Origin of the sequence: Marinobacter sp., assembly GCF_040904845.1 — a bacterium.
Classification (GTDB): domain Bacteria; phylum Pseudomonadota; class Gammaproteobacteria; order Pseudomonadales; family Oleiphilaceae; genus Marinobacter.
The window spans coordinates 21,042-32,392 of the sequence record NZ_JBBDSR010000061.1 but is presented as its reverse complement, the minus strand read 5'-3'; the positions used below and the strand labels follow the sequence as shown (position 1 = coordinate 32,392).

Annotated in this window: 12 protein-coding genes; all 12 read right to left on the bottom strand. The window is 60.1% G+C overall.

Going from position 1 to position 11,351, the window contains the following annotated elements; all coding sequences use genetic code 11:
- The coding region (locus tag WD429_RS07650; protein ID WP_368421585.1) for a hypothetical protein at window positions 1–808 on the bottom strand (808 nt) is incomplete at its 3' end.
- On the bottom strand, window positions 795–2,738 hold the full coding sequence (locus WD429_RS07645; RefSeq protein WP_368421584.1) for a hypothetical protein: 1,944 nt from the start codon (window positions 2,736–2,738) through the stop codon (window positions 795–797). The genes WD429_RS07650 and WD429_RS07645, both read right to left, overlap by 14 nt.
- Window positions 2,735–6,952, bottom strand: coding sequence for a phage tail tape measure protein (locus tag WD429_RS07640; RefSeq protein ID WP_368421583.1), 4,218 nt, complete (start codon window positions 6,950–6,952; stop codon window positions 2,735–2,737). The genes WD429_RS07645 and WD429_RS07640 overlap by 4 nt, the downstream gene beginning before the upstream one ends.
- 2 nt (window positions 6,953–6,954) lie before the next feature.
- Window positions 6,955–7,224 (bottom strand): DUF1799 domain-containing protein, encoded by a 270-nt coding sequence (locus tag WD429_RS07635; RefSeq protein WP_368421582.1) that lies wholly within the window; start codon window positions 7,222–7,224, stop codon window positions 6,955–6,957.
- A 77-nt stretch (window positions 7,225–7,301) separates the two neighbouring features.
- Window positions 7,302–7,625, bottom strand: a complete 324-nt coding sequence (locus WD429_RS07630) for a hypothetical protein (RefSeq protein ID WP_368421581.1) — start codon at window positions 7,623–7,625, stop codon at window positions 7,302–7,304.
- Window positions 7,626–7,638: 13 nt separating this feature from the next.
- On the bottom strand, window positions 7,639–8,577 hold the full coding sequence (locus WD429_RS07625) for a phage tail tube protein (RefSeq protein WP_368421580.1): 939 nt from the start codon (window positions 8,575–8,577) through the stop codon (window positions 7,639–7,641).
- Window positions 8,578–8,580: 3 nt separating this feature from the next.
- Window positions 8,581–8,736 (bottom strand): hypothetical protein, encoded by a 156-nt coding sequence (locus WD429_RS07620; RefSeq protein WP_368421579.1) that lies wholly within the window; start codon window positions 8,734–8,736, stop codon window positions 8,581–8,583.
- Window positions 8,733–9,143: a hypothetical protein gene (locus tag WD429_RS07615; protein WP_368421578.1), complete on the bottom strand. Its 411-nt coding sequence runs from the start codon at window positions 9,141–9,143 to the stop codon at window positions 8,733–8,735. The genes WD429_RS07620 and WD429_RS07615 overlap by 4 nt, the downstream gene beginning before the upstream one ends.
- Window positions 9,143–9,649 (bottom strand): gp436 family protein, encoded by a 507-nt coding sequence (locus WD429_RS07610; protein WP_368421577.1) that lies wholly within the window; start codon window positions 9,647–9,649, stop codon window positions 9,143–9,145. The genes WD429_RS07615 and WD429_RS07610 overlap by 1 nt, the downstream gene beginning before the upstream one ends.
- 2 nt (window positions 9,650–9,651) lie before the next feature.
- On the bottom strand, window positions 9,652–10,077 hold the full coding sequence (locus tag WD429_RS07605; protein WP_368421576.1) for a hypothetical protein: 426 nt from the start codon (window positions 10,075–10,077) through the stop codon (window positions 9,652–9,654).
- Between the two features lie 10 nt (window positions 10,078–10,087).
- Window positions 10,088–11,011, bottom strand: coding sequence for a major capsid protein (locus WD429_RS07600; RefSeq protein WP_368421575.1), 924 nt, complete (start codon window positions 11,009–11,011; stop codon window positions 10,088–10,090).
- A gap of 10 nt (window positions 11,012–11,021) precedes the next feature.
- Window positions 11,022–11,351, bottom strand: coding sequence for a DUF2190 family protein (locus tag WD429_RS07595; RefSeq protein WP_368421574.1), 330 nt, complete (start codon window positions 11,349–11,351; stop codon window positions 11,022–11,024).

Sequence of the window (11,351 nt, the reverse complement as noted above, 5' to 3'; positions counted from 1 at the left end):
CCAGGGTTGTGGTTGTGGGGGTGGTCCAGGCGGGTTGTGCGCCATCCGATTTGACAAAGGCATTGCTGAGTAACCCGCTCAGTAATTCTGAGCGATTGGCTTCAGCGTCACTTTCCAGCTCATCGATAGCGGCCTGGGCATTCGTTGCGCTCAATCCACTCTGTGAGTTGCTATAAGGCACGTCAGCGGCATTATCGCCCAGTGCCAAAGCGCCCAACTCATCCACCGTCAACGTCGCCTGCTGCCAGCTCGCTGCAGCGGCCCCAGCACTCAGGCACAGCCAGAACTCACCGGTGGCGGTGTTGATCCAGCGGGAGGTTGGTCCGTAGCCCAGGGTTTCGTCGTCGTTGGCCGTGGGGTCGGTGGTGGCGGTCAGGTTGTGATGAGGGGTGATCTCGTAGACCTTGAGCCAGTCGTTGTTGGTGACGGTCGGTTCGGAGGTGGTTACGTCTGCCAGGTTGGTGAGCAGGTTCCAGTACACGGATGCGTGATAGACAACGGCGGGCGTGTTGAGGCTGCCGGTCAGATCCGCCCAGCGGCCGGCGAAATTGACGGTGGCGGCTGCTGCGTTGGCGTAGTTTTCGGCCTCGTCACGGTAGCCCTCTGCAGCAGCTTCTGATTCCGCCGCTGAGCCCTCGGCACCGTCTAATTCCTCGGCTCGATTATCCAGGTACTGCGCGACGGCGTTGATTTGCTCAGGCAGCGGCTCAAGGTCTGTGAGGAAGTCTTCCACTTCCTGCGCGTAGGTTTCGCTGTATCGGGATCTGCGGGGCAACGCCCGGATCAGGCTAATCTCAGGTGCTGGCATTAGTTAAACCCTCCACTTCGATGTTACAGCGACTAAATTTCGGGCCCTTGAGCACAATGTCAAAGGACTTGTAAAAGCCATAGACCACGGTTTCTGGCCGCTCCTCACCCCCGATGAAGACGGCCGCGATGGCACGATATTTGGCGAGCTTTTGCTGCACTGAGGACGTCAGCCGTGCTGGCACACTCACGACGTAATTGGCCCGCTTGGAGAAGTTGCGCTCGATGATCTGGAAATTGCCGAACTGGTCTCGTTCTTTGCGGGAAAAGTCGAGGATACCCACCCCGGTTTCATACTCCGTGTCACCCAGGTAGTGAACATCGCCCACGACCATTTCACCGACGGACACGAGGCCATCGATGGGCGTCAGCGTCACTATGACGGTGGCCTCAAGATACGGCGGCAGCATCGTATAGACGAAGTCGGGGCTGAGGGTCACGCCATCGAATAGATACGCGTACAGATCCTGAATGCTGGTGTTGTCGACCATGTCGAGTTCACCGGTGTCGAATTGCTCTTCGTCGTTCTGATCGAGCAGCTGCACCCTTACCGTCGCGGCTTGCACGCCGAACAACCCGATGGCCTTGGGCACCGCGCTGGCTTTGACGGCGACGGTCATGGTGTTCGGGCTAGTGGTGGCAGAGGATATTGAACCGTCGAACATGCGCAGCGGGTTTATCGCGCCAAGGTCCAGCCAGGTTGCCGGTTTGGATGTGACCCCCTGATCTGGACGATCGTTGTTATCCAACAAAGCTTCGTAGAGCTTACTTTGGTACTGATAGATTCCTCCCTCAGAAACATCTGGGTTCTGGAGACCTTCTTCAGCCAGGGTTGTTTTATCGATCAGCCTAAATCCCTCTGCAGGATAAGTGCTCGTCACATAATAGGCATCGGTCTCGCCGCGAAGCCGGATTTCTGTTGACGAATCGAAAGCGCCCTGGTCGGAATAATCAGACAGAGCAAACACCTTGTAATACGTATTGGCTGAGGCGTCAGAAACAAAAAGTCGATCCTGACCCTCCAGAGCTTTAATCCATGATGTGGAGTATCTCGTCATGCCAGAGAAATCTGGCTGATCGGGGTTTTCGGACAAATCGCCCGCATCAATTATTTGGAGGGAGCTACCTGCCGAGCAGATCAGCTCAGCACGGTAGGGGTTGTACTCGATGAACGTCATGTAAGGATCAATTAACGTGTGCGAGGTGGACCCGCTCGACGCCTGAACCTTGAAAAGCGGGTATTCTGCGATTAATGAGTAACTTGCTCCGCGCGAGGAGCAATTACCGTACACATAAGTGCCGTTGTCGTCCCAGCAAAGAGAGTTTGTCCCAACCAGCCAATCACTGATTGCGTTCGGCTCATCGGACCGGAAGTCAGTTGGTGTGGCACTTACAACATCGGACCAGTCGACGGAGTTCACGATAACAATTCTCGGCTTGGTATCTCCTTTCGTCGGAGTGGGGTCGGTGTTCGACCAAAACGCAAATTTTCCAGAATCTGAAGACCAAGCTGAGCCATAGGGCCGCGCATAAAACTCACCTTTTTTGCCTGTATTTTGACGGCGATACACTCTGCTCCCTGTCGCCAAGGAGTATATGTGCATCTCGTAATTTCCCGAACCGGCTTCGCCGGCCATCGCCAGATAAGAGTCATCGGGGCTGACGAAAATTGACGTTGGCACAATGCTGACACTGCTTAGCTGCAGCACTTCTGTGCTTCCGGAGTCAACATCCTGGATTTTTATAGCCCCCTCAAACTGACTGGCCGGGACATCGAGTGCATAGACTTTCGAAGAATTTGCAGTAACCAGGACCTCGCCAAAATCTTGTGCAAAGTCTCGACCGATTGCCTCCCATACGATAGCCACGTCTTCCGGCGCGTCGGATTCTATGTCTGCAGCACCGATATCAAACGGCTCAATCAGCTTCACGACCGCACCTCCAAACCATACATCTCAATCTCTTCCAGGATGCGCGAGGTGCGCTCCGTATGCTTGATGATCAGGCGTTGCTGCTCAGACATCTCACTTTTCATTCGGCGAATCTCGCTGACCATTTCAGTGTTTGAGGAATTGCCACCCGATGACCGACCGGCGACGGCGGACGGCTGCACCGAGCCGGCGGAAGACTGCATCGCCTGGGTGTTCTGGCTGACGGCACCCTGAATCTGGCTCAGTGCGGCCAGCTGCTCGGCGTTGCCCTGTTCCAGCAGCTCGGCCTGACGTTCGAGCGATCCGAGCATGCGCTCTTCGACCGTCACTTGCTCCTGGGTGATCTGGTCGAGATCCGCCAGCACGTTGCCGGTCACGGCCACTTCACGGATATAGTCCTGCAGGCTGCCGAAGTCGCCGGCGTTGATGTTGGTGGCGGCTGACAGAGCGCGGTCCAGCTCTTCGCCGGGATTGACCACCCCGGAATTCGCCATGCCTTGCAGGGTCTGCAGACCTGCCAGGCGCTGCATCTGACTGAACTGATCGGTCTGCACCGTCAGCGACTCGATGGCCGAGGTGACCGCACGGGCAGCGCTCTCGGCGGTGTTCAGACGATCGCTTACCAGCTCCTGTTGCGATCGCAACGTCTGGTCCTGGTAGTCTTCCAACATGGTGTAGTACTCATCCGCCACGCCCTGCAGTCGCAGCAGGGTGGCAATGTTCTGCGATCCGGATTCGGTGGCACCGTTCTGAGCCTGCAGCAGCTCGTAATAGCCCTCGCGGGTTTTTGGTACCGCCAGCCCCTGCTGTTCCAGCGCCCGGGTGATGTCCGATCCGGCCAGGGCAAACTGCTGAGCCTCGGTGGCGAAATTATCGATGAAGGATTCCATGCTGCCGATGAACTGCTCGATGCCGCCGGCAGCTTCCACCAGGCGTTCGGAGGCTTTGACCAGGTCCCGCCCGGCCAGATCGGAGAAGCGCACACCCAGACGGTCGACCGCCTCCTGGGTCACCAGCGTCTGGTTGGCCACCCGCGCCAGGGTTTCGCCCAGGCCTTCGCCGGCGCGCTGGAACTCATCCAGGAACGGAACGGCCGCGCCAGCCAGATCATCAAACACGGTGCTGAAATAGGCCTCCAGCTCGGCTTGCTGCTCGTCTGCACTCAGGCCTTCCAGGCTGATTCTCTGGGTGTCGACGTTGAAGCCGGACAGGCGCGAGCCGGCATCGATGCCCAGGGCATCCGCGCTGGCTTCAATGGAGTCATAGAGGGAGGCGAACGCCAGGCTGAACTGGTTGGTGGCGATGTCCTGAAACCGGTCGAAACGCTTATCGGAACTGAACCAGCCGCCGTCTTCTTTAATAGTGGCGTACGCCTGAACCAAGGTACGGTTGACCAGGTCATTGATGTTGCCGCCGATGATCCGGATGCCCTCGTCGACAACCTTTTGATCACCGCCAAATACGGAACTCCCGATGCTCGAAAGCAGGCCGCCGGTCAGATCGTCCAGAAATTCCATGCCGTCGTTGAGTATTCCGCCCAGGGCGTCGTCGAGCACATCGTAAATACCTGATGCGAGACCAAACGCCGGGCCGAATGAGCCCGTCATCACGCCGCCGATGCCAATGCCCAAGCCACCGCCCGCAAGCTGCCCCTGGGTATAGCGGCTCTCGGTCGCGAAATCGATACCCCGGCGGTCACGGGCCACCATCGACACCGCGCCCTCAATGCCGAGCTGCAAGGATTGCAGAGCCTGGAGCATGCCCTGGTTAATGCCCACAAGCTGGCCGATGCCGTTTTCGGAGTTTTCCACCGCGCGGCGGATGCTTTCGGACTTGGTATTGATGTCGCCCAGCACGGTACCAGTGCCCTGAGACGCCTGGCGGGATTCGGTGGGGTCCCAGTCGTCGCCTGACAGGTAATCACTCAGTGCGTTAACCGCTAAACCGGCAACGCCGCCGGCGATCGCACCGGCCAACGGGCCGAAGATGCTGGCACCGGCCTGGCCGGCCATCTGTTCCATCAGGGTTTCAGTCACCATGCCGCCGATCGCGCCGGCAAGCGCCCCGCCGATGGTGGCACCAATGCCATCCCAGTCGCCGGAGGTGATGGAATCCTGCAGGGCGGTGGCCACCCGATCGGAGGCGCGGAACATCTGATCTTCCAGGTTATCGGCCAGCTCATTGCCGCCGTCTTCGCCCACCTCGGCGAAGTTCTGCACCAGCTGATCCCGCAGCTGCCGGAAACGATCGGGCGACACCAAATCATTGGCAAGCGCCTCATCGAGCAGAGACAGGTTTTCACTGAATTCTCTGAAATCAGCGGCTGTTGGATCGATCACACCTTCCAGTGCGTTGAACCGGTCCTGCAGCTTGGCCAACGCTTTCGCCGCTGCCTCGGCCTCATCTTTGGTCTGGCCTACAGAGCCCGAAACTCCACCAACCGAATCAGCGGTCTCATCTGACTGACGCCCCAGCGCCGCCAGTTGGTCCTTGGCTTGCTTATAGGCGATGCCGGCGCTCTCGCCGGCAATCTCCAGCTGCTCGATCCTCTCTTGAAGTTGCTCCGCCCGCTTCAGATCTTCGGGCGTCGCAGTCGGCAGGGCACCACCCTGAGCGGTCAACTGGCCGCTGTTGCGGATCTTGTCCTGAAGCTTGTCCAGGTCCGCACTCAACGTGCGGACTTCCGCCTGGGATTCCACCATCTGGCGCTGCAGGGCGAAGGTCTGGTTTTCCAGTTGCGCCCTGGACAGGCCTTGCAACCGGGAGGTGAGCTGTTCCACTTCCAGCTTCAGCTCTTCGGCTCGCTCCCGGGCCGGATCGAACGCATCTCTGAGGCTATAGATGGCCACCGCTGCAGCGGCCAACGTGGTGCCCAGTAAGATATAGGGATTGGCTTTTACTGCGGCATTAAAGGCGCGCTGGGCAATGGTTGCACCCCAGGTCGCGGCGGTGATCGTGCCGTAGACACCAGCAAAGGTCACCAGCACACCGGTACCGGCCTGGACCACGGCGATGGTCTCGTCGAAGTTTTCGTTGAACGCCCGCACCAACGGCAGGGAGGCATCGACAAATGCCTCGCCGATTTCCGTGCGCAGAACTGCGAATTTGCCGGCCAGCTGGTCGGTCTGGTTCTGCATGTCCTCGGCCATCTTCGCGTAGGCGGTCTCAGTGGCCCCAGCCTTGTCGCCCATGTTCTCCAGGATGTCGGCAAACTGGCCAGCCTGGGGCCCCGTCAGTGCAACCGCACCGCTCAGCGCCTCCACCGAGCCAAACAGCAGCGACATCTGGTCGATGTTGCCGCCGGTGGCTTCGCGCACCTCTTCCAGGAACCCTGCCAGGCCCTGGGCCCCCAGTGCCGTAGTGTTGAAATCCAGGCCCAGTTTTTCTGCCAGTTCCGCTGCCTCAGCCGTGGGTTTAATCACGCCCTGGATCACCTGGCGCACCTGAGTGACTGCCTCGGCGGTCTGGACACCGCCGGTGGTGATCGCGGAGATGCCGGCTAGCAGCTCATCAAAGCCCACATCCACTGACGACGCCAGGCTGGCCACGCGCCCAATGGAGCCGGAGAGTTCGCTGATCGTGGTTTTACCACCACGCATGGCGGTGAACAGGGCATCGGATATGCCAGCGGCCGCACCGCCGCTGACCTCATAGGCGTTCATGATCGAGGTCAGGCCGTCAACAGCCACATCCAGATCCGCCACGCCGCCGATGGCCAGCTTGTTGGCGGCGGTGAGGGTCGCGGTTGCCTCAGCGGCATTGTCAGCGCCAGCTGAATAAATGTTGTAGAAGGATTTAACCTGGTTGACTGGCAGCCCACCGAACGCCTCGGTGAGCTCCTTGGCCTGGGTGGAGACCTCAGACATTTCGCTGAGATCATCCATGAGGGTGGACACTTCGGCGAGCGCTGCCCGGAACTGCTGGGCCTCATTGCGCATGGCGTTGAATTCTCGAACGACCAGCCCGACAGACAGCAGGCCAGCCAACGATTTCAGCAAGCCCCCGGTGGTGGCATCCAGTCGCCCCATTTCCCCTTCAGCTTCCCGACCGGACCTCGCTACCTTGTCCAGGCCGTTGGCACCCTTCGTGCCGGCGGTTGAGGTATCGCCAACGGTTTTGTTCAGCTGCTCGAACTGCGCTTTCGTGGCCCGAACCGTACCGGTAATGCCTTTACTATCACCGGTTATTTTCAGCTTGAGTTCAAGGTCGTTCATGGTCAGTCTCGCAGTTCGGCTAGGGCTTTAAGGGCTTCGTCTTCGATCAGTTGCAGCTGCCAGAATGTTTCTCGTTTGTTCCTGGTGCCGGTCATCCGCATGACGGTTTCAACGGAAGGGTAATCAAGGCCAGTTCTAACGCCTGCCATGCCGGCGTATCGCCACTGGGTTGCGCACCTGAGGAAGAGTTGAAGGGCGTCCCAGTTCTCCGGCAGTACCGGGTAATCATCCGCTTCCTCGGAAGCCAGCCTGGCGGCTTCTGGTGATGTCACACCGAAGGCGGCCAGGTCTGATTCCAGGCCGCGTGGGTCTGCCTTGCGGCCCTCGACCCAGAAGCGGCCAGCGCCCCTCAGGTTCGCGGCCGGTTCTTTTTTGTGATGGATTCCTGGTAAGCGGAGATCAGCGCCAAAGATGCGGCCGGATCGTCCTTGAGTGCCCGCAACAGATCCTCCCCTTGCAGCGGCTTGCCATCTTCACCCGCCACTTCGACGCCTTCGACATCGACCAGCACCAGATCGAGCAGCCGCTTATCCGCTTTTTCCGGATCGCTGAGCTGGCTGTGTGGCAACACCTTGAACGTCGCGGTGAACTTGCCCTGGTGCTCTTTATCGCCGTCAAAAACGGTTACCGTCACCGGGTACTTGTAGCTGCGCTGCGTGTTGAGACTGAACATAAGTGACTGATCCTTACTTAACGGTGATCACCAGCTCGTCATTGCCGGCGTCGGGGTTGATGGTCAGCGGCAGGGAAAGCATCTGCACGCCATTGAGGTCCTGCTCGGTCGGGCTGCCGTTGCCGATCTTTGGCGCGGCGAACTCCACGATGTTGCCCGCAACCGTGCCATGCGCCAGGGCGAGATTACCCAGCGAGGCGTCGCGGGCCTTGTTGTACAGGTTCAGGGTGGCAAGATCCGGCTCTTCCACCACGGCGGTACCGGACGGGGCCCGGTCCACGATCAGGATGGAGCTGCTGTCACCGACCACCATGTGCTTCACGGTTTCCACGGCCATGTCCAGCGTGAACTCGCTGAAGCTGAGGTCAGCGCCGTGCAGTGTGAGGGGGGTGGTGTTGGCATTGGTCACCGGCAGCGGCGCGGTCCACGGGCTGTAATCAGCGGTGGTGGGCATGTTCTCGTTGGAGATGGTGCCCAGCAGGCCGAGGAAGGTGAACGTCATGAACGGGATGTTGTTCACGCCCAGGTTAAACCGCACCGACCCACGGCCACCGGTGAACTTGTGCAGCACACCATCGCGGTGAATCCAGCAAGAGATGGATTCTTCGGAATCGGTGATCGGGTTGTAAACAACCTCTGTGCCGGCCTCTTCGGTTTCGGCAAAACCACAGGCCCGAAGCAGCACGCCCCAGGCAGGGGCATCACCGGCGGTACCGGAGCCAGCCAGTTCCACTTCCATCGTCAGCTCAACGTGCTTCTCGCCGGCGATGGACTGGCTGTTGCCGTAATAGGCCCGTAACAGGTTGCGCTCGATATCGTCACCAGCCAATGGTGTGACTTGTACCGTGCGGGTGAGGATGGCGTTCGCCTCAGGGGTCGGGGCTTCATCATCACCGTAGGCGGCCTCGATCGTTGCGAGCACCAAACGGCGGCGCATTTTGAATCCAGCCATGACTTACTCCTTTTTCCGGTTTGCTTTAACCGGTTGCTGTTCGGTTTCAGTGGCCTCAGCGCTGGCCGCTTTAACCGGCTTTGCCTTGGGCTTCGGGTCGCCGTTATTCTGGCGCTGGTATTGGCCGCCGGTCTGCGGCAGCTTGCGTTTCTTGGTCATGGGGTCCACCAGTATTCGGTTGTCATCACATCCACCCAGAACAACGCCTGGGCATTTAGATTCAGCAGCTCGCCACCGGTCCACTGCACTTCAATATCCGCTTCCGGCGGCAGCCAGTTGATCAGCTGGGTCAGCAGTGGCTTGCGCAGAGCGTTCAGCTGGTCGCGGGACTCCGCCGCAAAACGCCGGTGGCTCCGTGATACCGCCGTTACCAGCATCACCTCGGCGGTCACTTTATGGCGGGTTGTACCGCTTAATCCGGCGTGGGCTACGCGCTCCCGCATCGGCACCAGGATCACCGTAGGGAATGCCCTGGATTTCAGCGCTTCGTCGACGTCGGCCGCGATATCCACCACGCAAGGTGCCGCGTCTTTCAGGCGGTCGGCCCAGGGCTCCAGGTTAAGCATCAGTAGTCCACCAGGTTGTCACGGAAAACACTCTTGCCCTTGGTGAAAGAGGGGGCGGATGTACCCGTGGCTTTCACCGGATCTTCAAACCCCAGGCTGAACTTGCCGTCGGCCGTCAGCTGCAGCAGCTTGATGGCGTCGCGGTAGTCCCTCAGCACAGGGTCCTTGTCGTCAGTACCCACACGGTCCTTGTGCAGGTAGTAACGGGCGATGACGCGGGTCCAGTTCGCGACAATGCCCGGTACCGGGTCCAATGGCACGTAGCCACGCTTGGCCAGAAACCCGTTGATCAGCGCCTCGGCGTCCGCCACGGCCAGATCCACCCGTGAAAGCGCTTCGTCCGCAACCGCGATCTCTTCTTCAGACCAGGTGGTGCGATCGCCCCCCAGCAGGGTGGCTTCCATGAGCTCAAAGTCGACCATTGGCAGGTGCTGGGGGGTGGCCTGTTCGGCCAGCTCCCGGGCACCTGGGCGATCAGCGAGTTCCGCGTGGCTGACGTAAGGCATGATTAATCCTTAGCCTTGCTGGCTTTGGCAGCAGGCTTTGCGGCGGGCTTGCTGGCTTTGGCAGCAGGCTTGCTCTGCTGCGCCTTGTCAGCATCGCCGGTTGTGCCGCTATTATCCTTGGCCTGCTGGTTATCCCCGCCGGGATCGGCGGCAGCACCTGCCGGTGCGTTGGCGTCAGCCTGAGGCGGCGCTGCAACTGGCGCTTGCTGTTGATCCGCAGCGGGTGCCGGAGTGGGTGCCGGAGCCGGTCCACCGCTGGGCGGTGGCGTGGCGGTTTGGCTACCATTAGGCTCTCCCTGGTCATCCGCCGGGGTCAGCCCGCCGGACTTCAGAAGCGGCAGTGCCGCCTCCTCGTCCATAGACACCACCCCGGATTTGATAAACCGCCCGCCGTGCTTGATGGGCGAGTTGACGTTATAGCGCGGCATAAGGTGCTCCTTAACCTGCGTTCTGGAACAGGAACCCGGCGGTCATGCCTGTGAGCACGGGCTTGCGCTCCATGGTGACCGGGTAAATCCAGCTCTTGGCGGAGTTGTCGTAGTAGCTCTGCTCTACGAGCGGGTGGTTATCCAGGGTGTAGGTGTAACCGAAGGATGGCTCCTCAATGCTGGACGCCTCCGGCGTGACGTACGCCAGTACCGCATCGGCACCCCACACGTCGGAGAAGTTACCCTGGGCGTCGGCGGCCACTGCCTTACCAACCACGACCTTGTCAACGTCCATGAGGCGAGCCAGCATTTCGGCAGTCACAGAGTCAGAGCTCGTGTACTTGAAGCGGTCCAGGACCTTGGGGTTTTCCGCTGCAGCAGCGAAAGCCTTGGCGGAAACCAACAGAACGTTCGGATAAACGCCAATGGTTTCGCGGATGGATTCACGGCCAGCGCGCACATCCTTGGCCGGGTCGCCCGCTTCGTCGGACCACTTAGCTGCAGAGAGGTCCACCTTGTGGTTGGCGTCATAGTTATTGGCATCCAGCGCAATGTCGGCCTGCTCCACTTCCAGGGCCAGCATCAGCGAGCGCATCACGGTGTTCACCGAACGCTGGCCCAGCTGAATGTTGGGCACCTGGTTGGCATCGCGGATGTGCTCGATGGGCAACTTCCCTTCGAGGGCGTCCTGCACCAGGGCGAAGGGCTTGCCCAGGTAACCAAACTCGATGCGCTTGGTGTTGGCACCCGGCGCACGGCGGGCGTTGTAAAGCCGGAAGGCTTCCTTACCGAACTCCAGCACCTGCCCACCGGATACCGCAACCCCGACACGGGGGAACAAAGCGTTACCCACCATCTCCTGCTGACGATAGCCCTGGGCGTGCGTGGTCAGGATCGGGTCAATCACCCGTACCCCTTTATTGGTCATTGGCATAACGAAATCCTCAGTTAGGGATGATGAATACTTCGAACAGGTCGCCGTCGGCGGCGGCCTGAAGGGCGCGGGCTACCACCGTTCCGGTATCGGCAGTGATGGCTACGCCGGCGGCACCAACCTCGATACCATCGCCTTCTTCGATTGCGCCGGAAGCCTCCACGATGGACGAACCGAGGCAGTCCATCGCCAGCTGGTCACCGTCAGCGGCGTCGCTCGTGGAGATACCGAAGGCGTTACCGCCTGCGGTGGCGTGCACGCCCGTCAGGGCGACAAAGCGGTGCTGTGTAACAGCTGCGGCCGCGATGACGGTGTGGGTCATTACTGCAAACTTTTGCAT

Excerpts from the sequence above, each read along its gene's own strand:
- WD429_RS07640 (WP_368421583.1), bottom strand. The coding sequence starts at position 6,952 with ATGAACGACCTTGAACTCAAGCTGAAAATAACCGGTGATAGTAAAGGC.
- WD429_RS07630 (WP_368421581.1), bottom strand. The coding sequence starts at position 7,625 with ATGTTCAGTCTCAACACGCAGCGCAGCTACAAGTACCCGGTGACGGTA.
- WD429_RS07625 (WP_368421580.1), bottom strand. The coding sequence starts at position 8,577 with ATGGCTGGATTCAAAATGCGCCGCCGTTTGGTGCTCGCAACGATCGAG.
- WD429_RS07620 (WP_368421579.1), bottom strand. The coding sequence starts at position 8,736 with ATGACCAAGAAACGCAAGCTGCCGCAGACCGGCGGCCAATACCAGCGC.
- WD429_RS07615 (WP_368421578.1), bottom strand. The coding sequence starts at position 9,143 with ATGCTTAACCTGGAGCCCTGGGCCGACCGCCTGAAAGACGCGGCACCT.
- WD429_RS07610 (WP_368421577.1), bottom strand. The coding sequence starts at position 9,649 with ATGCCTTACGTCAGCCACGCGGAACTCGCTGATCGCCCAGGTGCCCGG.
- WD429_RS07605 (WP_368421576.1), bottom strand. The coding sequence starts at position 10,077 with ATGCCGCGCTATAACGTCAACTCGCCCATCAAGCACGGCGGGCGGTTT.
- WD429_RS07600 (WP_368421575.1), bottom strand. The coding sequence starts at position 11,011 with ATGCCAATGACCAATAAAGGGGTACGGGTGATTGACCCGATCCTGACC.
- WD429_RS07595 (WP_368421574.1), bottom strand. The coding sequence starts at position 11,351 with ATGCAAAAGTTTGCAGTAATGACCCACACCGTCATCGCGGCCGCAGCT.